Origin of the sequence: Spirillospora sp. NBC_01491 (genome assembly GCF_036227065.1) — a bacterium.
Classification (GTDB): domain Bacteria; phylum Actinomycetota; class Actinomycetes; order Streptosporangiales; family Streptosporangiaceae; genus Spirillospora; species Spirillospora xylanilytica.
The window spans coordinates 6,478,209-6,502,569 of record NZ_CP109432.1 but is presented as its reverse complement, the minus strand read 5'-3'; the positions used below and the strand labels follow the sequence as shown (position 1 = coordinate 6,502,569).

Sequence of the window (24,361 nt, the reverse complement as noted above, 5' to 3'; positions counted from 1 at the left end):
CTTAGTTGAAGATTCGCAGGTCGGAGATGGTGTTGCTGGCGACCAGCGCGACGTACAGGTCGGCCACCACCAAGGACCCGAGGGTGATCAGGGCGTAGCTGCCGTGCTTCTGGTTGAGCTTGGAGACCTGGCCCCACATCCAGTAGCGGAACGGGTGCTTGGAGAAGTTCTTGAGCCGTCCGCCGACGACGTGCCGGCAGGAGTGGCACGAGAGCGTGTACAGCCACAGCAGCACCACGTTGGCGACCAGGATCAGCGTGCCGAGCCCGATGCCGAACCCGCCGTCCTCGCCGTGGAAGGCGCGGATCGCGTCATAGGTGTTGATCAGGGAGACCAGACCCGCGGCGATCCAGAAGTACCGGTGCAGGTTCTGGCCGATCAGCGGGAACCGCCGCTCGCCGGTGTACTTCGACCGCGTCTCGGCGACGCCGCACGCCGCCGGCGAGCGCCAGAACGAGCGGTAGTACGCCTTGCGGTAGTAGTAGCAGGTCAGCCGGAACAGCAGGAGGAACGGCAGCGACAGCGCCGCGAACGGGATCCAGCCCCTGGTGGCCGCCGGGAGGAACGTGCCGAACTCCGCCGCGTCGCCGGTGTGCCCGTCGAGCGTGACACTGCTACAGATGTCGTTCAGGCAGGGGGAGTAGAACGGCGTCAGGTAGTGGAACTCCGGGACGTAGAACGCCGCGCCCCAGAAGGCGCGCACGGTCGCGTAGATCACCCACGCCGAGAAGATGACGACCGTGGTGGTCGGATAGAGCCGCCAGTCGTCCTTGCGGAGCGTACGTTCCTTGATTTGGGCGCGAGCTTGGGCCGGCGCCTCCACAGTGCTCATCGATCGCTCTCCTGAGCTCGGGTCATCGGGATCCCCCGTCACACGGGCGAGCGCACTCTCGCGGCCGTCGCGCCCCGGCCGGAGACGGCGCCGCATGCGGGCGGTGACGCCTCGTGTGCGCTTCCAGCGAAGCGACCCTATTCCACCCGCGCGGCACTGTGACATACATAACAGCCACACCCGGCTGTGACCCTGACCACAGACTTTGTCCTCGTGAAGCCCCGTATACACGGCGGGACTCTCATAACCAGTCGTTATGGCCGAGGAGAATCGACACGAGCGTGAACGGGCATGAATGGATCACGCCGCCCGCGCCCCGGCGCCGGCCCGCCCCGCCCGGACGTCACCTGCCGAGCGTCCGGAGGAAGTGCGCCTCGGCCTCGCTCGTGCGGCCGTTCCCGTAGATCCGGAGGATCTCGGCGAGCTCGGGGAAGTCGGTGTCGATGAGGCCGGCCGCCGCCTCGATCTCGGTCGCGGAGGCGACCTCGCGCAGCAGCGCCTGCACCTGGCGGGCGGTGGATTCGCCGGCGGGACCGGCCGCGGGCCGGCCGCCGCCGGAGGCGCCGGCGGCGGCACCGACAGCGACCGGGCGGGCGTTCGACGCCTGATCGGAGGTGGCCATCCGGACGCCGGAAGTGGTCGCCGCCACCTCGGCACGGATCGTCCGGAGCCGCTCCTTCACCTCGGCGGCGGGCAGCGCGTCGAACTCGGGCCCGCAGGCCAGCTCCTCGGCGGCGAGCAGCCGGTTCAGCACGACCGGATTGCTGATCTTCGCCCGCTGGGCGGACATCAGCTGGGAGAGCATCGGCGGCGACAGCCCGAGCACGCCGGCCAGGCCCGACTGGGACAGGCCGAGCCGGTCGAGGAGCCGGCGCACCCGGTCTCCGAGCGGCTCTCCGTACCACTCCGTCTGCAACGCGCGATTCCGGACGATCGTGTCCTCGGGCACAGTCACCCGGACACCCCCTTGACGATTCGCATTTGCAAACACTATATTCTCGCTTGCACAGGATCGTTCCCCTTGATCCATGGTGCCACGCACGCAGAGATTTGCACATGCGACGCTCCGGTTCCCATCGGCGTCCATCTCCGACCGGAAGGAACGAACCCATGCGCCTGAGGTACCGCGCGGCCACTCTGACGGCCGCCGCGCTGATGCTGACCGGCGGGCTGACGGGGTGCTCGATGTTCGACGACTCCGGCGACGGCGGGTCCAAGTCCGGCGGCTCCAAGACGGGCGCTTCCACGACGGGCGGTTCCACGGCGGGCGGTTCCACGGCGGGCGGTTCCACGGCGGGCGGCGCCGTGTCCGGCGGCATCGGGGTCGAGGGCGGCAAGCCGAGCGTGGACGGCACCGGCGCCGCCGTCGTCAAGGCGACCTTCGACTCCCCCATCTACCCGGGGGCCAAGGTCGACATCGCCGTCATGGGCCTCAAGGCGAGCGGCAAGCTGGCGACGCTGACCGTGCAGTTCGCCCCGCACATCCCCGCCGGCGGGCCCGACAACCCCAACCCCTACAACCTCAACGGGGGCAACAGCCTGGGCACCGCGCTGATCGACCCGGTCAACCTCAAGCGGTACGTGGTGGTGGCCGACTCCGACCACAAGAAGTTGGAGAGCGACGACATCTTCACGCACATCGCCAACAACCAGACCGCCACGCTGGCGTACACCTACGCGGCGCCGCCGGAGAACGTCAAGGCGGTGGACGTCCAGATCGGCTCGTGGCCGACCTTCCGCAACATCCCGGTCGCGCGATGAGCCTCCCGCGCCGTCCGGCCGTCGTCGGCGCCGTGCTCGCGCTCGCCCTCGGGATCCCGGGCGTCGCGGGCGCCGACCCGACCGTGCCCGACGTCAACATCGCCCAGGCCGTGCACTCCCTCAATCCGGACGCGCACGTGTTCGACATCCAGCTCGCCGAGAACATCCTGCCACTGGAGACCGAGGAGAAGAGCGGCGCCGGGGTCACCGTGCGGCTGTCCTCCGACGTGCTGTTCGACTTCGACAAGGCGACGCTCACCGACTCCGCGCGCCGCCGCATCGCCGAGCTGGCCCCCCGGCTGCGCGGCACCGGCGACCCCGTCCAGGTCTCCGGCCACTCCGACAGCATCGGCGCCGCGTCCTACAACCTGCGCCTGTCCGAGCAGCGGGCCGAGGCGGTCAAGGCCGAGTTGCAGCGCGCGCTGGGCGGCGCGAGCGTCCGCATCGAGGCCAAGGGCTACGGCTCCACCAAGCCGGTCGCCCCCAACCGCGAGGGCGGCAAGGACAACCCTGAAGGCCGCGCCAAGAACCGGCGCGTCGACATCACCTTCCAGAAGAGCTGACCACCATGAAGCACAGCGTGCGCGGCCGTACGGCGGCCCTGTCCGTGGCCCTGTCCACCGTCCTGCTCGGCGCTGCCTGCGGCGGCGACCCCGAGCCGGTCGCCGGGCCTCCCAGCACGGCCCGCACCGCCTCGTCCGCACCAGCGCCCGCATCGTCCGCGCCGTCGACGCCGTCGACGCCGGAGCCGACCTCCTGTCCCGGCGGAGGGCAGCTCATCCAGGCGGTCGAGATCCCCGCCGTGCACACCGCCCCGGTGCACATCCCCGAGGCGACGGTCGGCGACCAGAAGGTCCCGGCCGCCACCGTTCCCGGCGTCGACATCCCGGCCCAGCGCGTCCCCGCGCAGTGCGTCCAGGTCTCGCCGGCGCCCGGCGGCTGCCTGGGCGCGCTGGCGATCCCGGCGACGGGCATCCCCGGCGTGACGATCCCGGAGGCGCGGCTGCCGGCCGTCCATGCCCCCGGCATCGACGTCCCCGAGATCATCCGTCCCGAGGTCTCCCGGCCTCCGTTGCAGCGCGCGGGCGTCACCCGCAACGAGGTCTGCCAGAGCAAGCCCTCCGGCGACGGCCGGTACATCGAGGCGGTCACCCGCGACGGCCTGATGCGCGACGGCGTCGTCCGCGACGCCCTGGTCCGCGACGCCGTAATCCGCGCAGCGGCCTGCAACGACCGGCGGCAGTGCGTCCCCGCGGTCAACGTGCCCGCCGTCAGGGTCCCGGGCGTCGCCGTCCCCGGCGTGCGCATCCCGAGCAGCGTCCTGAAGGGCTACCAGTCCGGCCGGAGCCAGGTGTTCAAGGGCGACGACCAGGTCGCCTACAACATCGAGGCGGACGTACTGTTCGACTTCGGCAAGGCCGACATCAAACCGGCCGCCGCCGCCGACCTGGCGAAGGTCGCCGCCTCGCTCGCCCAGGAGGCCCCCGGCGGCGGCATCGTCCAGGTGGACGGCCACACCGACGCCAAGGGCGACCCCGGCCCCAACCAGCGGCTGTCCGAGAAGCGCGCCCAGGCCATCGTCGACTGGCTGGCCACCAAGGGCGGCATCGCCCGCGCCCGGCTGAAGGCCACCGGCTACGGCGAGACCAAGCCGGTGGCCTCCAACACCAAACCGGACGGCTCCGACGACCCCCAGGGCCGCGCCAAGAACCGGCGCGTCGTGATCTCCACCGCACAACACTGATCCCGGCGACCCACCCGATCCCGGCCGTCCCCGCCCCACCCGGTCCCGCCGTCCCCCGCCCCCGCCCCCGCCCCCGGCCCTCGTCCGCGTTCCTCGTCTCCTGCGGCCGTGGCTCGTGGGCGGGGCGAGGGGTCAGTTCGAGATCTTGCGCCACTCACAGTCGTCGGGGCCGTAGGAGGAGATGCACAGGTTCATGTACTTGATGTCGGGATCCAGCGGGCCGCCCCACTCGCAGCCCTTCTTGGCGCCGTTCGTGTCGCGGTGCTCGGTGTAGCTACCGCCCGACTTCCAGCTGAACCCGCCGTAGACCTTGCGGCCGTCGGCCTTCTCATCGCACACCTTCCAGTCCTTCTCCTTGGTGTCGAACACGATCCGGCCCCAGTTGTGGTCGATGGTCTGGTAGCGGCTGGCGGCGGAGGCCGACGTGGCACCCCCGGCCAGGAGGACGGTGGCGGCGGTCACCGTGCCGGCAGCGAGGGCGGCGGCGCGTAGCTTCACTGGTTTCTCCCCTGTGCGTCCTACGGACTGGTGGAAGTCACCGTACGAAGAACCCTTATCGCCCGGTTATCGTCCGCTTATCGCCCGCTAATCGCCCGCTAATCACCCGGGCAGCCGGGCACGTACGGACGGTGACCGTCAGCGGGGCGCGGGGGGCGGGCCCAGGTGGTCGAAGATTTGCAGGGGTTCGCCGTCGAGCGTCCGGGCCGGGAGCCGGAGGGGGAACCGGGGGGCGGCGAGCGCCCGCCGGGCGGCGTCGGCGTCCACCGGGCGGTCCCGGGGGTCGGGCGCGCTGATGTGGGCCACCACGGTCCAGAGCACCGGAGGGACTCCCGGCGGCGGGGCGCCGATCCGCTGCCGCGGCACCGGGTCGCCGGCGCCGGTCAGCATCCGCCAGCAGACCATGCCGGCCGCGTAGAGGTCCTGGCGCGGTCCGGGGCGGTTCCACTCCAGTACCTCCGGGGCCAGGTAGCCGGGTGTGCCCACGGTGAAGCCCGTCGTGGTGAGGCGCACCCCGTCGTCGCCGAGGGCGATCCCGAAGTCGGCCAGCCGGACGTGCGGCGCCCCGACCGGGCTGGGTTCCAGGAGGAGGTTGGCCGGCTTGACGTCGCGGTGCACCACGCCCGCCCGGTGGATGTGGCTCAGCGCCGCCAGGAGCTGGTCCAGCACCTCGACGGCGTAGGCGGGCGGCAGGCGGCCGTAGTCCCCCAGCAGCGTCTCGAGGGATCCGCCGCGCACCAGGTCCATGGCGAGCAGCACGTCCTCGTCCGCGGCGCACGACGCGTACGGGGTCAGGACGTGCGGGTGCGCGAGCCGTAGCGCCCGTTCCCGCACGGCGCGGAGCATCGAGGTCGGGCCGCGCCGGCGGACGAGCTTGGCGGCGCAGTACCGCGCCTCCGCGTGATCGTAGGCGCGCCAGACGCGGCTCGACCCGCCCGCCCCGATCCGGTCGAGCATCGTGAACCGCCCGTCGATGACCCACCCCGTGCTCACGACAGAGATCGTACGGAAACCGCGGACGCGCCACGTCCGGAGGGCCACGGTGGGCGGCAAAGGGGAATTTTGGGGGCCGTGTCAACACTTTGGGCGGATTAAGCATCCAACTAGGGGTGGCGCTCCCAGCGGGTGGTGGTGGGTGCGCGGCCTTGGTGAACACGCAGACCATGTGCCTCGACAGGGGCCGGCCGAGACGGGACCGGATGAGCGACGAAGACCCCGCGAGGGACACCGATGCCCCTGGCGGCGATGCCGGCGCGGTCCCGGCGGAGAAGGCCGGCGGCGATGCCGGCGACGTCCCCGCGGAGAAGCCTGGCGACGTCTCTGCGGAGAAGCCTGGCGGCCGGAAGAAGTGGACGCGGCGGCAGAAGGTGGTGCGGGGTTCCGCGCTGGGGGCGGCCGTGGTGCTGCTGGTCGCGGGGGCCGGGGTCACCGGGCTGTACTTCGACTTGATGGGCGGCATCTCCCACGAGGACGACGCCGGGCAGCTCGGGCCAGACCGGCCCGAGAAGCTGAACAAGTCGCTCAACGTCCTGCTCATCGGGTCCGACACGCGGGACGGCGAGAACGCGCGGTACGGGGCCTCGGCGGGGATGACGGGGGCGCGGTCCGACACCGCGATCCTGCTGCACCTGTCGCCGAACCGGGACCAGGCGGTGGGGATCAGCTTCCCGCGCGACTCGATGGTCAGGATCCCGGCGTGCAAGAAGACGAAGGGCGGCACGGTCCCGGCGCAGTTCGGCATGCTCAACGCCGCGTTCGCGTTCGCGGGCCCGACGTGCACCTGGAAGACGCTGGAGTCGCTGACCGGGATCCACATCGACCACTTCGTGCAGGTCGACTTCACCGGGTTCAAGCGGATGGTGGACGCGCTCGGCGGTGTGGAGATCTGCGTCGACAAGCCCGTCAACGACCCGCGGGCCGAGCTGTCGCTGAAGGCCGGGAAGCAGACGGTCAAGGGCGACGACGCCCTCGGCTACGTGCGGGCGCGCTACTCGCTCGGCGACGGATCGGACCTGGAGCGGATCGAGCGGCAGCAGAAGTTCATGGCCGCGGTGGTCGACAAGGCCACCAGCGGCAGGGTGCTCGCCGACCCGGCCAAGACCTACACATTCCTCAAGGCCGCCACCAAGTCGATGACGACCGACGACGACCTCGACCTGTCCGCCATGAAGAAGCTGGCGGAGGGGGTCAAGGGGATGAGCGCCGGGCAGGTGCGGTTCGTGACCGTCCCGGTCAAGGGGTACGCGCCCGACCCCAACCGGGTCCAGTGGGACCGGGAGAGGGCCGAGCCGCTGTTCGAGGCGATCCGGCACGACAACGACCTGCCCGCCGAGCCGGCGGCGCCGGCCGAGGAGCGGCAGAAGCCGGCCGAGCCCGGCGACGTCCGGGTGACGGTGGTCGACGCGGGCGGCTCGGACGAGGAGGTCGAGCGGACGGTGAAGCAGCTCGGGCGGCGCGGCTTCCGGGTGGCGAAGAAGGTCGAGGCCGGACCCGACGTCCCGGAGAGCCGCATCGTGTTCGCGCCGGTGGCCGAGGGGCAGGCGTCCGCGCTCGCCCGCGTCCTGCCGGACGCCCTGCTGTCGCCCGGCGGCAACGGGCCGGAGGACGGGGTGCGGCTCGTCATCGGCAAGAACGGGGCGCGGCTCGCGCCACCGCCCATCAACAAGATCACCGGCGGCGTCGCGGCCGGGCGGAACCCCTGTGCCTGAGGGCGGTCAGGGGGTGGCGAACAGGAGCGCCAGCAGGGCGCCGGCCAGCATGTACGGGCCGAACGGAATCGTGCTCCGCTCGCGCCGGACGATCAGCCGGGCGGTGCCGGCGACGCCGCCGAGGACGAACCCCAGGAGCATTCCCGCCACCCACGTCGACGACCCGAACCAGCCCAGGTACAGGCCCAGCACGCCGGACAGCTTCACGTCCCCGGCGCCCATTCCGCGCGGCACCAGCCAGTGCTGGACCAGGTAGATGAGCCAGAGCGCGGCCATCCCCGCCAGCGCGTACCCGAACCTGCGGAGGCCGTCGTCGGTGAACGGCACGGCGAGCGCGAGCAGCGCGGCGCCGATCCCGTACGACGGGAGCGTGAAGCGGTCCGGCAGCCGCTTGACGGCGGCGTCGACGAAGGCGAGCAGCGTGCCCACCGCCGCCAGGTACAGCAGCGCCACCAGGACGGGCGCCGGGCCGAACCGCCAGCCGAGCACGCCGCACGCCGCGGCCAGGACCGCCGCCATCGCGAACCCGCGCCGGCGGGACGGCTCCCCCGCGTAGGGGGCCGTCATCGGCGCGAGCCGCAGCCCGAGCAGCAGTCCGGCCGGGAGCGTCACCACGGCGGTCCAGAGATGCGCGTTCATCAGGCGCTCAGCGGACGGGTCCGCATCACTCCGCCGCCGGGCAGTTGGCCGGGTCGTCGCACATCTTGAACGCGGCCGACCGCTGGAACAGCGTCCGGATCTCCATCGGCTTGTTGATCCGGTACGCGGCGCCGCCGGTCGACCTGGCGATCCGCTCCAGGGCGGCCATGTCGACGTCCGGGCCGAACGCCAGGCCGACGACCTGGACCGGACGCGACGGGTCGTACTCGCGCTTCAGCCCGGCCAGCAGCGTCTGCTCGTCGATGCCCCCGGCGAAGTCGTTGCGGCCGTCGGTCAGCACCAGCGCGATGTTGATCATGTCGTCGCGGTAGCCGGACTTCACCTTCCGGTAGGCGGCGAGGACGGTGTCGTACAGCCCGGTGTCACCGTCGGGCTTGGCCCGGATCCGGCCGAGGGCCTGCCCGACGCTCGCGCGGTGGGTGCCGCCGTCGGTGGTCTGGCCGAGCGGCGCGATCGGCGCCAGTTCGCGGTACGGGCGCGGCCCGTCCATGCCGGTGGAGAACGACCACACGCCGATCTCGGTGCCGTCCGACAGCATCGCCATGCCGTGCTCGACCTCGCCGGCCGTGATCTGCATCCGGGTCCTGCCGGTGCCGGGCACCTGCTCCAGCATCGATCCGGACACGTCGATCACGGTCAGCATCCGGGTGCCGAGCCGCATCCGCCGCCACATCTCCAGCGACTGGACCGCCAGGCCCGGAGTGGCCCCGGACGGTCCCGACACCTGCGGGGCGACGCCGGTGACCGCCGAGACGGTGCGCGCGGGCGGCTTGCCCGCCGCCCGGAGCCCCACCTTGGCGAGCTCCGCCGCGCCGTGCTCAGTGCCGATCGCGCGGAGGAACGCGCCGGCCGCCTCGGCCTTGCCGGAGGCGGGGACGATCATCGGGTAGTCGAGGCTCATCGTGCCGTCCGCCGGGATGACCGGCGTGATCGGCGCGCCGCCCGCGCGGGCCTGCTTCCAGAGGGCCTGCTCCGACGTGGCGAGGACGGGGGTCCGGTTGCCGGCCTGGGCGAGCGCGGCGAACCCGCTCGCCACGTCCGGCGCCACGGCGTCCTTGCCGCCGTCGAGGATGCTGGCGAACCCGGACGCGGACCGCTCGCCGCCGCCGGCCGCCTCCCGCACCTTGATCAGCGCGGCGAGCCCGGTGGCGTCCCGCTCGGGGTCCACGATGCGCAGCGCGTACGGCGAGCCGCCCGGTCCGGGTTGCAGGCTGCGCCAGCTCAGGGCCGCGCCCGCCGAGGCCGCGTTCTTGGGCCGGACGAGCACGACGGGCGAGGTGGCCACCGAGTCGGCCGGCTTCGGGACCGCGATCCGGTTCCGTTCGGCGGCGCGGGCCGCGGGCTCCAGCCAGAGCGAGGAGTCCGGGACGTAGACGTCGGCCGCGAGCCGGACCGCCGGGCCGTCCCCGCCGATCGCCATGGCGATGGACGGTGAGGGCGCGGCGTTCACCGTGACCTCGACGCACTTGCCGTCGACCTTGTTGCCGTCGTCCTCGTTAAACCGGCGGCTCAGCTCGGTGAGCGCGGGCGCCACGCCGGAATCGGCGGCGATGCTCAGCCGCATCCGGGAGCCGCAGCCGCCGCCCAGGGTGGACACACCGATGAACGCGCCCGCCGCCAGCAGCAGCGCGGCGACCGTCCCGACCAGCAGCGGCATCGACGCCCAGGTCGGGACCTTGATCAGCCAGCCCGACACCTCCACGGACTTCGGGCGGTTCTTCGGCTTCCGCTCCTTCGGGCGCTTCTGCCGCTTGACCGCCCCCGAGGGCGGAGCGCCGCCTGGCATGGGGGGCCCGAACGAGGGTCCGGGTGGGGCTCCGGGCGGGGTCGCGGACGTCCCAGGCACGCCTGGCATCCCGTGCATTCCCGGCGTTCCTGGCGTCCCCTGATGAGAGGACGGCGCCCCGGGCCCGGCTTGGGGTCCCTGGCCGGGTCTCCGCATTGGGACTGGTGGAGGGACGGCCTGCGGGCGGGGCCGCGAGCTCGGGTGAGGAGTGGGGGCGGGGCTCGGTGGGGGTGGGGGCGTGGGGGTGGGTGCAGCCATCGGTGGCGGTGGCGGCGCGGGCGGCGGGCGGTTGGGACCTGCGGCACGCGCCGGCGGAGCGAGCGGGGGCACGGGCGCAGGCCCCCGCGGGGGCGCGGAGTCCTGCGCGGGCGCGGAGTCCTGCGCGGGCGCGGGCGTGGATGCCTGCGGAGGCGTGGGGCCTTGGCCCGGCTCGGGCGCAGGCGCGGGTGCTGGGGCTTGCGGGGGTGTGGGCGGCTGCGGGGATGCGGAGCCTTTCCCCACGGGGAAGGAGAGGGTCGGGGTCCGCGTGGAGCGCGGCGGCGGAGCAGGCGGCGGGGCGGAGGCCGCCGGTGCCTCGGGCGCGGCGGGCGGCGATGCCTCCGGGGCGGCGAGCGCCGGTGGTTCCACGACGGGGGGCGCCGGTGCTTCTACAACGGGGGCCGCTGGTGGTTCCGCGGCAGGAGGCGCGGGTGGTCCCGCGACGGAGGGCGCCGGTGGATCTGCGGCGGGGGCGCCGTACGCCGGGGCCGGCGGCTCGTCGTCTCCGGAGTCGCCTTCGTCGGACGGCGGCCATGCCTGGGGGGCGGGGGGCGGCTCCGCGGACTCCGGGCGTGGGGGCTCTTGACGTGCGGGTTCTGGACGTGCGGGTTCTGGCGATGGCGCGGCAGGCGCCTCGCCGGGCTGCTCGGCGCCGCCCTGGCCAGCGGGGCCGCCGGGCAGGTTGAACGGCATGGGCGGGATATCGGCGCCGTCGTCTCCGGTGGACATGATGCTGATCATTGAAATGGCCACCGGCGTCCGACACAAGGGCCCCGAGGTCCTTGACCGAGCGGCTTGACAGCCGTTCGGACAGACCTCACCTGGGTCGGAAGGAGGAAACGATCGACCGGATGAGCGGAGCGGTGTCGTTGTAGCGGTCGGCGGTGACGGTGACGCGCACATCCACGAGCCGCTTCTTCGCCGTCACCGCGAACACGTCCACCTGGCGGACCGGCAGCGTACCGCCGCCCTTGCGCTCGATCCGGTAGGAGGTCCGCACCTCGTAGGCGATCACGTCGCTGACCAGCAGTTGTCTCTTGGATTCGAGCTTGAAGTCGGCCAACCGGGTGCCCACCTCGAGCCAGTCGTCGACGAGGACCGACAGCGGGAACGCGGCGTTCCCGACGAGCACGTCCAGCGAGGATTCGGGCCCGAACTCGGGCGAGCGCAGCACCCCGACCTCGAACTGCGCGTCCTGCACGACGGTCAGGCCGCTGAACTTCCGCCAGCCGCGCGGATAGCTCACGCTGAATCCTTCGCCCTTGTACGGGACCAGCGTCGTGTCCAAGGTCACAGCGGCCGGACGCTGTTTCGAGGGCTCGTCGTCACCGCCCGAGCACGAGACGGCCAGCACCGCCGTCACGACCAGCACGACCACGGCCGCCACCGCGGCCACGATGACGCGGCGGCGCCTCCGCGTCATCGTCCGCAGTCCTTCCACGGAACCTTCTTCCCCGTCACCGGGTCGATGAAGAAGGCGTCCCGCTTCTTGAGGTTCTCGATGTCGTGCAGCTCCACCTTCTTGTAGAGCGTGACGTCCCAGCCCTTCTTACCGCCGTTGAGGGCGAACTCGGAGCCGTCGTGCTCGTTGTAGCGGTCGAACTCGGTGACCGCGACCCGGCCGGTGTCACGGAACGCCTTCCGGAGCACCTCGGCCTCCTTCGGGGTCAGGTCCTGGCCCGCCGCGGGATCGCGGGTGCTCACCCCGCTGACGTTGTTGATCTTCTCGGCGATCTTCGCGAGCTCGGGGTTGCCGGTGAGCGGGATGTCGGTCTGCTCGAACGACATCTTGCCCCAGGAGAGCGGGATCAAGGACTTGCCCCCCGAGCCGCTGCCCTTCCCCTTGCCCTTCGGCTGCACCTGACCGTTGAACTTCGCGCTCCCGCTGACGGACAGGTTGACCGTCCAGCCGTCTTCCCGGTAGAGCATCAGGTTGACCGGCTTGCCCAGCTTGTCGCGCTGAACGCCGACGATGTACCGCTTGGTCGTGTCGTAGCGGCCCGACGCGCTGAAGCCCACCCCGGGCTCGATACCGGCCGGCGCGAGCAGCTTTCCCAGGTCGAACTTCTTCTGCGTGGTCAGCTTGGCGTCCTTGCCGAAGCCCACCTCGATCGAGTTGCCGCCGAAGTAGCGCTTGTAACCGGTGTAGGAGCCGTCGGTCTTGCCGTCCGGTGCGAGCAGGGCGTCGCCGTCGATGTAGTACCCGTCCATGGCGCCGCCGGCCTGCCCGGACTTGTAGCTGGCACCCGCGTTGAAATGGGGGTTGGTCCCCTCGCCGTAGTACCGCTTGTACGGGATCTTCATCCGCTTGGCGACGTTGTACGCGGCCTCGTCGGGATCGATGACCTCTTCCTTCGGGCTTCCGTCCGGCCGGAGCTGGAGCCCCCGGTACTGCTGGCGGGCGCGGGCGCCTTCGAGCTTCTTCCGCTCCACCTCGGTCTCCCGCTCGAACTCGTCGCGCTGCGCCTGGTTCTTGAACATCCACTCGTCGTAGTCGGCGGCGACCCACTTCTGCCCGACGCCGATGGTGATCCCGCCGTCGCCCTTGCCGAAGCCGCCCTCGATCCCGGCGCCGTTGCCCACGCCGTCCCAGCTCTGCACCGCGATGGACTCGCCCTTGTCGTCCGGGGAGTCGTCGTTGGGGTCGTTCGGGTCGTCGTTGGGGTCGTCGGGGTCATCCGGGTCGTCCTTGAAGCGGGTGGCCAGCTCCCACTTGTCCTTTTCCCGGTTGTAGAAGAGGTACTGGCTGCTCACCATGTCGGTGTTGAAGGTGCGGCCGGAGATGCAGGGCAGCGGGGCGAGCTGCGAGGGTCTCTGCCCCGGCGCCGAGACGGGGTCGCCCACGTCCCCGTTGCCCGACTCGCAGTCCTCGCTCATGCCGCCCGCGCTCAGCAGCTTGCACACCGCGACGTTGATCCCGCCCTTGAAGGTCCCCGGCACCGCGGCGGTCACCACCACGCCCGTGATGGCCAGGACGAGCATCAGCACACCGATGTAGCCGGCTCCCGCACTGCCGCGATCCCGGTACACGAATGCCTCCGCGGTGTTAATGGCGCACGAATATCAGTTCACACCATCGAATCCGTGAGCGACATCGGGGCGCGCGAGCCTCAGGACCCAAATGTGGACGGTTCCAATAGGGTCTCGGGTCCTGGAGCCCCGGACCTGGGAGGCGCGGGCCGGAGGCACTGCCCGCGAGTCTCAGACCCTGGGCCGCTTCCGGCGCGGCGCGGGGAGGATAAGGGCCGCGGCGGCGCCGAGCACCGCCGCGCACATGGGGAGCACCCCGGCCGTCACCTCGCCCTGGACCGCGAGGCCGAGGTGCGCCGCGACCGCGACCAGCACGGGCCCGGCCCCGGCGACCGCGCGGGGCGGCTCGTACAGGTCGGACGCCGAGTACCGCAGCGGCCGTCGGGTGCCCGCGTAGCCGAGGCCGAGTTGGAGCAGCACGGCCGCCACGGCCGAACCCCACCAGAACCCGTCGGACACCGCGAGGCCCGGCGCGGCGACCGCGACCAGGACCACGACCGCCGCGGCGACCGCGAGACCGGCGAGCGAGATCGCCGCACCGCGCGCCACCAGCCCGGCCGCGCGCCGCAAGGACGAGTACCGCCCTGACGAGTACCGCCCTGACGAGTACCGCCCTGACGAGTACCGCCCTGACGAATGCCGCCTGGATGAGCGCCGGTTCGTCATGTCAGCCTCCGGGCCGCTGCCGGGGACCGGGGATCCGGTCGCTCAGTGGCAGCGCGTCCATGGCACCCACCCCCGGTCGGGCTTGTAGTACTCGGCGCTCTGCACTGTGTGCTTCTCCCGTTCGCGGGCGACCTCGTAGACCCCGAGGTGACTGCGCCGCTTCCCCTTGGCCGCGCCCTTGGTCCCGCCCTTGGCCTCCTCCTTCTCGGTCTCGCCGGTGTTGTCGTAGGTCAGGCGGGACATCGTGCCGCCACCGACGGCGAAGTAGGCGTCCAGCATCCGCTCGTCCCCGGTGCGCCCGTACTCCTCGATGACCTTGCGGTCGGCGGGGTCGGAGTAGGACAGCGCGCGGTCGGTCTGCGTCCGCTGCGCGTGGATGATCCACTGCCGGCCGGCGGTGGCCTCGGCGCGGACGCCCTCGCCGTCGACCTTGGCCTTGCCGTCCGCCCTGAAGTAGACGACGTCCTGGCCGTAGGAGGTCCTGACCAGCCGGACCGGGCGGCCCTGCCGGTCGACGGTGAACGACGCGGTCGCCCCGCCGCGGTGCTTGTAGTTGAGGCCGCCGCTCGGGTTCACCCTGATCGCCTTCTTGATCTCGGCGCGCTGCCGGGGCGGCATCACGAACCCGTCGCCGAGCTCCTGCCCGAGCCGCTTCACGATCAGGGTCATGGCCAGGTCGAGCGCGTCGTCCATCCCGGCGGCGGCCCGCTCCTCGACCCCCTTGGGCAGCCCCCGCCAGATGCTCGCGAGATCGATGGAGACCCCGATCTCGGCCTCCCCGCGCTGGGTGACGTAGGTGGTCTTCTGCCCGCTCTCACGGTCGTTCTGGGTGCCCTGCACCCACCAGCCCCGGCCCTTGAAGGGGAACTTCACCGGGCCGAGGTCCAGCTCGCCCTTGCCCCCGCCGGTGATGCCGCCGTCCACGTAGTCGATCGCGGCCTCGCCGTCCGGCTCGCTCCCGCCGATCCAGCGGTCGTAGGCCTTCCCCACCTTCGGGATCTTGCCGAGCAACCAGGACAGCCCGCCCGTGATCGGATTGGTGCGCACGGTGAACTTGGCGGCGTTCCCGATCCGGTGGCCGGTCAGGTCCTTGAGAAACGCGCGCGCGGCGGCCTCATCGGTGAAGCGGTAGCCCTTGCCGTTGGTGACGTCGAGCCCGCCCCACACCCCGTACTTGAACTTCGAGTCGCCGATCTCGGGGCTGGACACCCCCGCCTCGCCCCAGGTGAAGTCCATGACGTCCCAGAACCGCCGGCCGTCCGGCCCGACCTTCTCGATCAGCTGCACGGTGCCGCGGCTGTTGGTCCGCACGTCGATGCGCTTGGTCGGGACCGTCAGCGTCTCCTCCAGGTACGCCGACTCCATCCCGGCCACGCAGGGGGTGATGGGCTCGTCCGGGTCCCGCACCGCGCCCGAGGGGCGGGACGGGCCCGTCCCCGCGTCGCAGACCGCGTCCAGGCCGCCGACCTCCAGCAGGCGGCAGATCGCGACCTGGATGCCGTGGGCGAGCCGGATGCCGACGGCGCCCGAGACGAGAGTGACAGTGATCACAACGACGAGGAGGAGGAGGGCCAGATATTCGGCCTGTCCGGAACCCGAATCCGGCGGCCCTGGCGGCTGCTTCTCGGTCGTCTGAAGGGCGTGCACGCGAAGCAGGCTCGCATGATCATCGCGGTCGGCCATGGGCCCAGGGACCCAAGCCGGCCCGCCGCGCCAAGGGTTAATTCCCAGTTAAGAGGCTGTTTTCAGGACGTTAATCGGCGGCCACCTGTGCCACTCACCCCCGGGATCCCGGCACGAACCGGCACCCCCCCGCCTCTTGCTCACTGATCATGTACTCACCTACATTGGTTTCATCCATCTGTAAACAGGTCATTTCTGGGTGAAGGCGGGTGGCCCCTATGGAATCCTCTGCCCCGCTGGATGAGGTCCCGCCGGCCCCGTACCAAGTCGGCGGCGATCCGGCGCCGCCCCAAGTGCCGCGGCCCGCGCCGGTCCCTCCCCTGCGGCCGTCCGCCGTGCCCGAGCCGGTGCCCGAACCGGCGTCCGCACCCCAGCCGGCACCGGCGTTCGCGTCCGCTTCGGCGTCCGCTCGCACGTTGACGGCGGCCGGCGGCTCGCGGCCGGTGAGACCGCACCGTCCGGGCTCGCCGTCCGGGCTCCCCGCCCGCAGGCCGGACCTGGAGGGCAGGCGGGAGCGGACGAGCATCGCGGTGGCCGCCGCGCTCACGGTCGGCGTGCTGATCGGGTCAGGTGGCTGGGCGCTGCTCTCCCACGGCTCCGGCACCGGGGAGGACGGCTCCGCCTCGAAGGGCGGGCCGTCCGGGTCCGCGGCCCCCTCGGGCGGCGCCCCCTCGCTCGCGGGCGCGCAGCAGGCACCCGTCCCCTGGCCGGGGGCCGGGTCCCAGTCCGGTGACATCCTTCGCACGCCCACCCGGGTGCGGGCCATGGCGACCGGCGGTGCGACCATCACCGTCTCTTGGGCGGAGGTCCCCGGCGCGATCAGCTACCTGATCGTCCCGATCGGCGCGGGCGCGGCCCGACTGGAGCCGCGCACGGTGCCCCCGGGCGACCCGACGGTCATCGACGGCGCCGCCGTCCAGACGACCGTCTACCCGGGCGCCCGGAGCGGCGTGCAGTACGGCTTCACCATCACCGCGATCGACGACGCGGGCCGCAGGAGCGCGCCGAGCACTCCCGCCGTCACTCCCGCCCGCTGACCCGCGCCCGCCGGACCCACCTGGCCCCGCCGTCACCCGCCGTCCCGCGTCCCCCTCGGTCATGCGGCGGCGGAACGGGTCAAGGGGCGGGTGAAGCCGACGATGTGGGAGTTGCCCTTGTACGACGAGAGCTGGACGTTCTTGCCGGGACGCGGCGCCTCGATCATCTGGCCGTTGCCGATGACCAGGGCGACGTGGCCCGGGTAGATGCTGCCGCCGTAGTGCAGGAAGATCAGGTCGCCGGGCTGCTCGGTGCCGTTCGGGATGTGCGGGGTCTGGTTCCACTGCGGCGTGGTGACCCGGGGGATGGCGATGCCCGCCGCCCGGTACGCCTGCATGACCAGCCCCGAGCAGTCGAAGGAGTTGGGACCGGCGGCGCCCCACACGTACGGCTTGCCGAGCTGCGCGCGGGCAAAAGCGATGATCCTGCCGGCGATGCCCGGCGGGATCTTCACGTCGGCGCCGACGAACCCGCCTGAGTCGCCGCACTCGACCGCGACCGGCGTCGCCGGGGACACCCCGAACCCGCCGCCGCCGTAGCGCCTGGCCCAGGACAGGACGTCGTCGGCGTACTTGGTGGAGTGGTTGTAGGCCCACAGGGCCTTGCGCTCGTTCTGCGGCGCGCCGGACGCCTTCAGGTAGTTCGCGGCCCCGGGGATCGCGTCCGCCGGGTCGTAGCGGTTCTTCTTCCCGTCGTTGTTCCCGTCGACGCCGTACGACGACCAGGTCGGCGCGAGGAACTGCATGGGGCCGCCGGCGCCGGCGTAGTTCTCGCCGCCGTGCACGCCGGGCAGGTTCGACCGGCCGTGGTCGGTCTCGATCTTCCCGACGCCGGCCAGCAGGGTCCAGGGGATGCCGGACCGCTTACCGGCGTCCCGGTAGATCTTGAGGTAGTCGGCGGGGATGTCGGAGGCGTCGCCGCCGGCCGCGGGCTGCGCCGCCGAACCGCCGAACGAGCAGTCGTCCTCGCGCTCCACCAGCCGCACCTTGAACAGGAGGGAGACCGCGGAGTAGTTCGTGGGACCGACGTCGGACCGCCAGACCGTGACGCCTCCGCACACCAGCGCGGTCGGGTCGATCTGGTTCTCGTCCTTGTGCTTGCGCGGACGCGCCTCGTACATGCAGCCGGGCAGGGTCAGCCGGGCGATCGCCGCCGCCGCGCCCCTGCGGCCCTTGCCGTCGCGCCCGTTCTCGTCGGCGCACCGCACCGACTCGGACGACTTCTCCCCCCTCTCGAGGGGCTGGCAGTCCTGGGTCACCACCGTGGCCTTGGCGGTGTGCCCGAGGACCCCCGACACGAGCGGCTGGCCCACCAGCGTCGTGCCGTTCCGCCAGGCGTACTCGCGCGACTTCGCCGCCGAGCCGTCCGCCGCCCAGAACCCGATCCCGGCCGGATCGGTGCCGCTCCGGGCCAGCCTGATCGCCTCGTCGCGGAGGGGCGCCAGCGCCCCCAGCGCTGCCGCGTCCGCCCCCGTCTGAGCCTTGGACCGCATGTCGTTCGCGTGCGCGACGCGGACGACGAGAAGGACGAGGAAAAGCACCCCCACCATGGCGAGAAGGAGGGTCAGCTGAGCGCCGCCCTCGTCCTCACCACGCAGAATGCGTCGTCTCACTACGCCCACTCTTGCTTCTTTGTATCCCAGGTCTTCGGCCGGCGTTCACAAGGCCGGACGGCGGCCGCCGTTCAGGCCGCCGGTCCGCTAGTTGGTCGAAGAAGGCGAGGGCTTGGGCGTGGCCGACCCGCTCTCCGCCGGCGCGGGCTTGTCTCCGCCGCTGTTGACGATCTTGTCCACCGCGCCGCCGATCCCGTTCTTGAACTTCTCGCCGATGCTGCCGGCGCCCGTCGTCACGACCGCCGTCGTGATGGCCACGACCAGCAGGAGCACGCCGAGGTACTCGCCGAAGGCGCTGCCGCGGTCACCGGCCGCCCGGAACACCCGTGCGCACTGGCCGGCCAGGCCACGTGCACGACCGCCGCATTCAGCCAGGAGATTTCCCATGTCATCCTCCGCTTTCCCGAACCCGTCCAAGTCCGCTTCCAACTGGACTCAGAGTAGAAAAGATGGGAAAAAGTCCCCAGAGTCCCAGGACCCACTTCCGGGCCCAACCTCGGGACCTAGCCATGGCGTCTCCGCAGGTCCCTCATGGAGCCCCCGGAGAGTCCCTTCCAGCGGCCCCGCGACGCCGCCGCCGACCGCTCCGGAATATTGCCCGCGGTGCCGAGCCAGTGCGCCACCGCGGCGGCCCTGTTCTGCACGCCGAGTTTCGCGTAGATGCGGTTCACATGGTTCTTCACGGTCTTCTCTGAAAGCACCAGCAGGCGGGCGATGTCGCCATTGGAGTGGCCCTGGGCGATCAGGTCCATGACGTCGGTCTCCCGGGCCGAGAGCCCGAGCGAGTCCTGCTCCCGGCGCGGGTCGCCCGGCTCCTCGACCGAGTCGTGGATGGCCGAGACCACCGCGCGGCTCGCGGCCGGCGACAGCGGGCTGGACGCGCCCGACACCGCGTCCCGGACCGCGCCGGCGAGGTCCTCCCCGGCGAACGAGCCGTGGATCAGGTACCCGACCGCGCCATTGCGGATCGCCGACCTGATCACCACCGGGTCGTCGGTGTAGGAGAGCATCAGCACCTGGGTGAACCCGCTGAGCAGCCGGGCCGCCTCCACCCCGTCGACCAGCGGCATCCGGACGTCCAGCAGGACCAGGTCGGGGCGGAGCCGGCCGGCCAGGTCGACCGCCCGGCGCCCGTCGGCGGCCTCGCCCGCCACCTCGATGCCGTCGTCGATCTCCAGCAGGGCCACCAGCCCCGCGCGGACGACCGGGTTGTCGTCCACCACCATCACCCGCAGGACGGCCCGGTCGGCGGAGGCGGTCATGCGCCCGCCGCCCGGCGGAGGCCGCCGCCCGGCGCGCCGCCGCCCAGAGGCACCGAGACCATGACCGTCGTGCCCCGTCCCGGGAACGACGACACCGCCAGGTCCCCGCCGGCGCGGCGCGCGCGCTCGGTCATGCCGACGACCCCGTAGTGCCCCGCATCCGCCAGCGCCTCCAGCCGCTCGGTGGTCGCCCCGAGCGAGCCCGATCCGTGCCCGTCGTCCCGCACCGCCAACGTCATCAGGTCTCCTTCCATGCCGATCCACACCTCGACCTGGGCGGCCTCCGCGTGTCTGGCCACGTTCTCCAGCGCCTCCTTGAGGATCGCCACCACCTCGTGCCGCGCGTTCGGCGGCGGCTCGACATCGCCGTCCGGCAGCTCGGTCCGGACCGGCACGCCCGTCGCCCGCCCCCACGCGTCCGCGATCTGCGCGACGACCACGCCGAACGGCCGGTCGCCGGGGTCGTCGCGGAGGTCGGCGATCAGCGCGCGGGCCTCCTGCCCGGCGACCCGCACCGCGGACGCGATCGCCTCCGCCTGCTGTTCGGCGCGCTGCGGCGACTTGCGCAGCACGACGGGCAGCGCGGTCGCGGTCAGCCCGATCCCGTGCAGGGTCTTGGCGAGCGAATCGTGCATCTCCCGGGCCAGCCGGGCCCGCTCCTCGGCCGCGGCGACCCTGGTCTCGGCCCGGTGCCGCGCCTCGATCGCCACCGCGTACTGCTCGAACAGGCGGTACAGCCCGACGCCCGCGCAGACGGCGAACGGATAGAAGATCGGCAGCCCGATCATCGTCTCGGCGCCGGGCGGCGGGTCGGTCCGCGCCGCCGCCATGAAGAACAGCGACATCTGGAGGGCGCACACGCACAGCAGCGCCCGCCACTCGTACAGCACGCCCGCCACCGCGGAGGTGATCACGGTGAAGAGGAAGAACGGGCCGGAGACCCCGCCGAGCGCGAGCACCGCGTAGGCGACGAACGCGTCCAGGCAGAGCAGCACCGGATGCCGGGCCACGCGCGGCAGGAACCTCTCCCACGCGTGCGCCACCAGCCACGACAGGACGCCGACGACCGCGAGCAGGAACAGCAGTGCGGGTGTCACCCGGTCGTGCGGGATCAGCACGGTCGTCATCGCGACCAGGAAGACCCGGAACTGCATCAGCATGCGGAAGGTGATGCCGACCCGGGACCACAGGGTGAGGTCGGCCTCGCCCGGCACCTCCGCCCCGTCCGGCGGGGCGGGCCCGCGCTCAGCCGCCGAAGACATTGCTCAGTTCCTTGGCGGATCCGAAGGCCAGCGCCCCCACCAGCAGGATGAGGACGGCCGGCATGATGACGAACGCGGTGACGAGGGTGAGCCGGGGCTCCACTCGCTGCGCCCGCCTGCGGGCGAACTGCGCCGACTCCCTGCGCATGTCGATGCTGATGTCGGCCAGCGCCTGCACCAGCGACGCGCCGAGCTCCTCGGCCTGGAGGATCGCGGTCACGAAGCTCGACAGCGGGTCGCAGTCATTGCGGCGCCGCAGGTCCTCGAACGCCTCGCGCCTCGGCGTGCCGATCTCCATCTGCCGCAACGTCACCCGCATCTCCTCCGCCAGCGGCCCCGGCATGCTCTCCACCACCCGCTCGAGCGCGTGCCGGAAGCTGAGGCCCGCCGATACGGTCACGGCGAGAACGTCGAGGAAGTCGGGCAGCGTCCGCTGAATCTGCTCCTGCCGCGTCCGCCCCTGTCCCCAGAGGGTGACGTCCAACTGTAGACAGCCGACGACGATCAGGGCCACCCCCAGCAGGCCCTGCCCGCTGAGCAGCATGAACAGCCCCACACCCCCGAAGATCACCACGTTGCCGGCGAGCTGCCGCGCGTACCGCTCGACGGTCAGGCCGCCCGGACGCCCGGCGAGCTCGATCCGCCGGCGGACGCCCTCGCGCAGCGCGCCGCCCATCGCCCGGAGCAGGTAGGGCGCCATCGGCGTCCCCACCCGCTCGGCCGCGGCCGACAGCCGCGCCGGCACGCCGCCCGGCGACGTCCGGCGCGGGTTCTTGACGGCGTCCATCGTCACGGGCCGGTCCCCGGTCACCAGGTTCCAGCCCCAGATCAGGGCCAGCACGCACAGCGCCGCCAGCGCCGCCATGAACAGCGGTGAGCCGGGCATCAGGGCTCGATCCGGCTGAGCATGCGGGTCAGCACCACGCCCACCGTGAGGAGCAGGAACGCCACGATGAGCAGCACCTGGCCGAGCAGGCTGGAGGCCATCCGGCCGAGCACCCCGGGTTCGACGAAGTTCATCCCGAACATCGACACCAACCCCATCCCGACCACCGAGTAGGCCGACACGACCGAACCGCCGACGATGGTCCGCACCTCGCGTCTGGTCTCCTTGCGCTGCTCCAGCGCGTCGACGATATTGCGCAGCGCGGTGACCAGCGAACCGCCCGAGCGGGACGCGACCACCAGCGTGCTGACCAGCACCGCCAGCTCCCTGGACGGCATCCGGTCCGACAGCTCGCGCAGCGCCTCGTCCAGCGGCTGGCCCACCCGCAGCGCCTCGGCGGTGCGGGTCAGCTCGGTCCGGGCGGGCTCCTCCAGCTCCTCGGCCGCCATCTCGATCGCGGTGCGGATGACCAGCCCGGCCGCCGTCGCGTTGGTCAGCACCCGGGTCAGCTCGGGGAGCTGCGCGATGAACTCCTCGCGGCGGCGCCCCTCCTCCCGGCGCAGGTAGCCGAAGAAGCCGACCACCACCAGGCCCGCCGAGATGAACCCGAACAGCGGCGCGAAGACCCAGCTCATCACCAGGATCGCGAGCAGCACCGCCAGGACGAGGCCGATGACGAACGTCGACACCCGCACCGGCACGCCGGCCGTGCTCAACTGCCGGGCCACCCGGCGTCCGACCGCGGTGCGGCGCAGCCGGGCGTCCAGCCGGTCGTGCAGGCCGTGGCCGCCGTCCACCACCCCGCCGAGGGTGCCGCGGGCCGACAGTCGGCGCCGCTGGTCGGCGCCGCCCACGATGTCGCGGAGCCCGAAGACGGCGAAGCCGAGCACGACCGCGAGGACGCACAGGATCACCGGATAGGGGACCGCCATCGTCAGGACACCTCCCGGACCGGGGTGAACTCGTCCATCGCGTTCTCGCGTCCGGCGCCGTCGTCCGCGGCGACCTGGACGCCCGCGGGGATCGCCTGACCCGCCGCGATCACCCGGGACGCGACCTTGGCGGGCAGCGCCGCCGACAGCCAGCGGCCCCGCACCACCCGGTCGGCGCCGAGGGGATCGGCCTCGAACCGGACCAGCGGCTTCAGCCGGAACCGCTCGCGGCGGGTGGACACGACCACGGCGATCTCCACGACGCGGCGCGACCCGTCCTCGCCGCGGCCGAGCTGCACCACCGCGTCGACGGCGTTGTTGATCTGGTCGCGGATCGCCTCGAACGCGATGTTGACCTCGCTCATGCTGGCGAGCGTCTCCAGCCGGTACACCGCGTCGTCGGGGCTGTTGGCGTGCACGGTCACCATCGACCCCTCGTGGCCGGTGTTCATCGCCTGGAGCATGTCGAGGGTCTCGGCGCCGCGGACCTCGCCGACCACGATCCGGTCCGGGCGCATCCGCAGCGCGTTGCGGACCAGGTCGCGGATGGTCACCGCGCCGGCGCCCTCGATGTTGGACGGCCGGGACTCCAGCGAGATCACGTGCTCCTGCATGAGCTGGAGCTCCGCGGAGTCCTCGATCGTGACGATGCGCTCCCGGGACGGGATGAACTGCGACAGCGCGTTCAGCAGGGTCGTCTTCCCGGTGCCGGTACCACCGGTGATCACCAGGTTGAAGCGGGCCCGGACGAACGCGCCGAGCAGCTCGGCGGTGGGCCCGTCCAGCGCGCCCATCCCGACCAGGTCCTCCAGCCGGTAGGCGCGCGGGAAGCGGCGGATCGTCAGCACCGGGCCGACCAGCGACAGCGGCGGGATGATGACGTTCACCCGCTCGCCGGTGGGCAGCCGGGCGTCGACCATCGGGGTCGACTCGTCCACCCGCCGGTTCACCCGCGACACGATCCGGTCGATGGTCTGGTAGAGCTGGTCCTCGGTCGCGAACGTGACCCCGACCCGCTGGAGCCGCCCGTCGCGCTCGACGTAGACGCTGCCGGGACCGTTCACCATGATCTCGGTGACGGACGGATCGGCGAGCAGCGGCTCGAGCACGCCGAGCCCGAGCGCCTCGTCGACCACCCGGCGGATCAGGTCGATCCGCTCCCGGGTCGACAGCACCGGGCCCTCGCGGCCGATGATGTGCCCGATGACCTTCTCCAGCCGGGCCCGCCGCTGCGGCAGGTCCAGCACGGCCAGGTCGTCCAGGTTGATCTCGGCCAGCAGCCGCTGCCGCCAGTACGACACGCCCCGGTCGGCGCCCGGCGCGGGGACGGGCTCGCCGGCCCGCCTGTCCTTCAGTCCCATCGGTCAGCCCACCGGCATCTCGACGCGGCGCGTGACACCGAAGTCAACGGGGATCCCCTTCCACAGCAGCGGCACCTGGGCCCGGACGGTCACCTGGATCCCGCCGCCCCTGGACCAGCCGGCCTGCACGGACTCGTCGTTGACCCAGCCCGGCATCGCCTCGCCGGCCGCCGCCCGTCCCGCGTCGGTCGACCCGCGCATGCTCGCCACCCGCGCGCCCGCGCGGGCGGCGTTCTCGACCCGCTCGACGACCATGAACGCCACGATCGCCTCGAAGCACATGCAGATGACCAGCATGACGAACGGCATCGTCGCCATGAACTCCATGGCCGCGGCCCCCGCGTCCCGCCGCAGGTCCGGCCGCGCTTTCACCCGAACCTCC

General features: G+C 72.2%; 23 protein-coding genes. 5 read left to right on the top strand and 18 right to left on the bottom strand.

Annotated elements, in window-relative coordinates:
• Position 1: 1 nt before the first annotated feature.
• Both OHA34_RS30190 and OHA34_RS30185 read right to left on the bottom strand, forming a co-directional pair.
• Entirely contained in the window at positions 2 to 832 is an 831-nt protein-coding gene (locus OHA34_RS30190; RefSeq protein WP_285937980.1) for a hypothetical protein, read from the bottom strand.
• Between the two features lie 343 nt (positions 833 to 1,175).
• A complete protein-coding gene (locus tag OHA34_RS30185) occupies positions 1,176 to 1,787 on the bottom strand; it encodes a helix-turn-helix domain-containing protein (RefSeq protein ID WP_285937981.1) in 612 nt (203 codons plus the stop codon).
• Positions 1,788 to 1,942: 155 nt separating this feature from the next.
• On the opposite strand from OHA34_RS30185, the gene OHA34_RS30180 reads away from it, so the two are divergent.
• The 3 genes from OHA34_RS30180 to OHA34_RS30170 are packed head-to-tail and all read left to right on the top strand — an operon-like array spanning position 1,943 to position 4,337.
• On the top strand, positions 1,943 to 2,593 hold the full coding sequence (locus OHA34_RS30180) for a hypothetical protein (protein ID WP_329519615.1): 651 nt from the start codon (positions 1,943 to 1,945) through the stop codon (positions 2,591 to 2,593).
• Positions 2,590 to 3,156 carry an OmpA family protein gene (locus tag OHA34_RS30175; RefSeq protein WP_285937984.1) on the top strand — a complete coding sequence of 189 codons (567 nt, stop codon included), beginning with the start codon at positions 2,590 to 2,592 and terminating at the stop codon, positions 3,154 to 3,156. The genes OHA34_RS30180 and OHA34_RS30175 overlap by 4 nt, the downstream gene beginning before the upstream one ends.
• Positions 3,157 to 3,161: 5 nt before the next feature.
• Positions 3,162 to 4,337 (top strand): OmpA family protein, encoded by a 1,176-nt coding sequence (locus tag OHA34_RS30170; protein WP_285937985.1) that lies wholly within the window; start codon positions 3,162 to 3,164, stop codon positions 4,335 to 4,337.
• Between the two features lie 132 nt (positions 4,338 to 4,469).
• Here the strand turns inward: OHA34_RS30170 and OHA34_RS30165 are convergent, their stop codons facing one another.
• Both OHA34_RS30165 and OHA34_RS30160 read right to left on the bottom strand, forming a co-directional pair.
• Positions 4,470 to 4,835, bottom strand: coding sequence for a hypothetical protein (locus tag OHA34_RS30165; protein WP_285937986.1), 366 nt, complete (start codon positions 4,833 to 4,835; stop codon positions 4,470 to 4,472).
• 138 nt (positions 4,836 to 4,973) lie between these two features.
• A complete protein-coding gene (locus tag OHA34_RS30160) occupies positions 4,974 to 5,828 on the bottom strand; it encodes a serine/threonine-protein kinase (protein WP_285937987.1) in 855 nt (284 codons plus the stop codon).
• A 206-nt stretch (positions 5,829 to 6,034) separates the two neighbouring features.
• On the opposite strand from OHA34_RS30160, the gene OHA34_RS30155 reads away from it, so the two are divergent.
• Positions 6,035 to 7,543 (top strand): LCP family protein, encoded by a 1,509-nt coding sequence (locus OHA34_RS30155; RefSeq protein ID WP_329519614.1) that lies wholly within the window; start codon positions 6,035 to 6,037, stop codon positions 7,541 to 7,543.
• 6 nt (positions 7,544 to 7,549) lie between these two features.
• Here OHA34_RS30155 and OHA34_RS30150 read toward each other — a convergent pair whose 3' ends face one another.
• The 6 genes from OHA34_RS30150 to OHA34_RS30125 form a co-directional block, all read right to left on the bottom strand.
• On the bottom strand, positions 7,550 to 8,182 hold the full coding sequence (locus tag OHA34_RS30150; RefSeq protein ID WP_285937989.1) for a prepilin peptidase: 633 nt from the start codon (positions 8,180 to 8,182) through the stop codon (positions 7,550 to 7,552).
• Between the two features lie 25 nt (positions 8,183 to 8,207).
• A complete protein-coding gene (locus OHA34_RS30145; protein ID WP_329519613.1) occupies positions 8,208 to 9,989 on the bottom strand; it encodes a substrate-binding and VWA domain-containing protein in 1,782 nt (593 codons plus the stop codon).
• A 1,075-nt stretch (positions 9,990 to 11,064) separates the two neighbouring features.
• A complete protein-coding gene (locus tag OHA34_RS30140) occupies positions 11,065 to 11,670 on the bottom strand; it encodes a hypothetical protein (protein WP_329519612.1) in 606 nt (201 codons plus the stop codon).
• The gene (locus OHA34_RS30135) at positions 11,667 to 13,277 is read right to left on the bottom strand and encodes a hypothetical protein (protein ID WP_285937993.1); all 1,611 of its coding nucleotides are present in this window, start codon (positions 13,275 to 13,277) and stop codon (positions 11,667 to 11,669) included. The genes OHA34_RS30140 and OHA34_RS30135 overlap by 4 nt, the downstream gene beginning before the upstream one ends.
• A gap of 171 nt (positions 13,278 to 13,448) precedes the next feature.
• On the bottom strand, positions 13,449 to 13,847 hold the full coding sequence (locus OHA34_RS30130; protein WP_329519611.1) for a hypothetical protein: 399 nt from the start codon (positions 13,845 to 13,847) through the stop codon (positions 13,449 to 13,451).
• A 138-nt stretch (positions 13,848 to 13,985) separates the two neighbouring features.
• On the bottom strand, positions 13,986 to 15,494 hold the full coding sequence (locus tag OHA34_RS30125; protein WP_329519610.1) for a hypothetical protein: 1,509 nt from the start codon (positions 15,492 to 15,494) through the stop codon (positions 13,986 to 13,988).
• Between the two features lie 548 nt (positions 15,495 to 16,042).
• Here OHA34_RS30125 and OHA34_RS30120 point away from each other — a divergent pair.
• Positions 16,043 to 16,663 (top strand): hypothetical protein, encoded by a 621-nt coding sequence (locus tag OHA34_RS30120; protein WP_329519609.1) that lies wholly within the window; start codon positions 16,043 to 16,045, stop codon positions 16,661 to 16,663.
• Between the two features lie 59 nt (positions 16,664 to 16,722).
• On the opposite strand, the gene OHA34_RS30115 is transcribed toward OHA34_RS30120, so the two are convergent.
• The 8 genes from OHA34_RS30115 to OHA34_RS30080 all read right to left on the bottom strand — a co-directional run bounded on the left by OHA34_RS30115 (position 16,723) and on the right by OHA34_RS30080 (position 24,351).
• A complete protein-coding gene (locus tag OHA34_RS30115) occupies positions 16,723 to 18,276 on the bottom strand; it encodes a C40 family peptidase (protein WP_329519608.1) in 1,554 nt (517 codons plus the stop codon).
• Positions 18,277 to 18,363: 87 nt separating this feature from the next.
• Positions 18,364 to 18,663, bottom strand: coding sequence for a hypothetical protein (locus OHA34_RS30110; RefSeq protein ID WP_329519607.1), 300 nt, complete (start codon positions 18,661 to 18,663; stop codon positions 18,364 to 18,366).
• Positions 18,664 to 18,779: 116 nt separating this feature from the next.
• Positions 18,780 to 19,538, bottom strand: a complete 759-nt coding sequence (locus tag OHA34_RS30105) for a response regulator (RefSeq protein WP_285937999.1) — start codon at positions 19,536 to 19,538, stop codon at positions 18,780 to 18,782.
• Positions 19,535 to 20,800 carry a sensor histidine kinase gene (locus tag OHA34_RS30100; RefSeq protein ID WP_329519606.1) on the bottom strand — a complete coding sequence of 422 codons (1,266 nt, stop codon included), beginning with the start codon at positions 20,798 to 20,800 and terminating at the stop codon, positions 19,535 to 19,537. Before OHA34_RS30100 ends, OHA34_RS30105 begins: the two co-directional genes overlap by 4 nt.
• Positions 20,784 to 21,686 (bottom strand): type II secretion system F family protein, encoded by a 903-nt coding sequence (locus OHA34_RS30095; RefSeq protein ID WP_285938001.1) that lies wholly within the window; start codon positions 21,684 to 21,686, stop codon positions 20,784 to 20,786. The genes OHA34_RS30100 and OHA34_RS30095 overlap by 17 nt, the downstream gene beginning before the upstream one ends.
• Positions 21,686 to 22,618 (bottom strand): type II secretion system F family protein, encoded by a 933-nt coding sequence (locus tag OHA34_RS30090; RefSeq protein ID WP_285938002.1) that lies wholly within the window; start codon positions 22,616 to 22,618, stop codon positions 21,686 to 21,688. The genes OHA34_RS30095 and OHA34_RS30090 overlap by 1 nt, the downstream gene beginning before the upstream one ends.
• Positions 22,619 to 22,620: 2 nt before the next feature.
• Complete coding sequence (locus OHA34_RS30085; RefSeq protein WP_285938003.1) at positions 22,621 to 23,979, bottom strand: CpaF family protein; 1,359 nt, start codon at positions 23,977 to 23,979, stop codon at positions 22,621 to 22,623.
• Positions 23,980 to 23,982: 3 nt separating this feature from the next.
• Complete coding sequence (locus tag OHA34_RS30080; protein WP_285938004.1) at positions 23,983 to 24,351, bottom strand: TadE/TadG family type IV pilus assembly protein; 369 nt, start codon at positions 24,349 to 24,351, stop codon at positions 23,983 to 23,985.
• Between the last annotated feature and the right edge of the window lie 10 nt (positions 24,352 to 24,361).

Excerpts from the sequence above, each read along its gene's own strand:
- OHA34_RS30145 (WP_329519613.1), bottom strand. The coding sequence starts at position 9,989 with ATGCCAGGCGGCGCTCCGCCCTCGGGGGCGGTCAAGCGGCAGAAGCGC.
- OHA34_RS30150 (WP_285937989.1), bottom strand. The coding sequence starts at position 8,182 with ATGAACGCGCATCTCTGGACCGCCGTGGTGACGCTCCCGGCCGGACTG.
- OHA34_RS30095 (WP_285938001.1), bottom strand. The coding sequence starts at position 21,686 with ATGCCCGGCTCACCGCTGTTCATGGCGGCGCTGGCGGCGCTGTGCGTG.
- OHA34_RS30155 (WP_329519614.1), top strand. The coding sequence starts at position 6,035 with ATGAGCGACGAAGACCCCGCGAGGGACACCGATGCCCCTGGCGGCGAT.
- OHA34_RS30100 (WP_329519606.1), bottom strand. The coding sequence starts at position 20,800 with ATGTCTTCGGCGGCTGAGCGCGGGCCCGCCCCGCCGGACGGGGCGGAG.
- OHA34_RS30105 (WP_285937999.1), bottom strand. The coding sequence starts at position 19,538 with ATGACCGCCTCCGCCGACCGGGCCGTCCTGCGGGTGATGGTGGTGGAC.
- OHA34_RS30110 (WP_329519607.1), bottom strand. The coding sequence starts at position 18,663 with ATGGGAAATCTCCTGGCTGAATGCGGCGGTCGTGCACGTGGCCTGGCC.
- OHA34_RS30190 (WP_285937980.1), bottom strand. The coding sequence starts at position 832 with ATGAGCACTGTGGAGGCGCCGGCCCAAGCTCGCGCCCAAATCAAGGAA.
- OHA34_RS30170 (WP_285937985.1), top strand. The coding sequence starts at position 3,162 with ATGAAGCACAGCGTGCGCGGCCGTACGGCGGCCCTGTCCGTGGCCCTG.
- OHA34_RS30140 (WP_329519612.1), bottom strand. The coding sequence starts at position 11,670 with ATGACGCGGAGGCGCCGCCGCGTCATCGTGGCCGCGGTGGCGGCCGTG.
- OHA34_RS30090 (WP_285938002.1), bottom strand. The coding sequence starts at position 22,618 with ATGGCGGTCCCCTATCCGGTGATCCTGTGCGTCCTCGCGGTCGTGCTC.
- OHA34_RS30180 (WP_329519615.1), top strand. The coding sequence starts at position 1,943 with ATGCGCCTGAGGTACCGCGCGGCCACTCTGACGGCCGCCGCGCTGATG.
- OHA34_RS30175 (WP_285937984.1), top strand. The coding sequence starts at position 2,590 with ATGAGCCTCCCGCGCCGTCCGGCCGTCGTCGGCGCCGTGCTCGCGCTC.
- OHA34_RS30085 (WP_285938003.1), bottom strand. The coding sequence starts at position 23,979 with ATGGGACTGAAGGACAGGCGGGCCGGCGAGCCCGTCCCCGCGCCGGGC.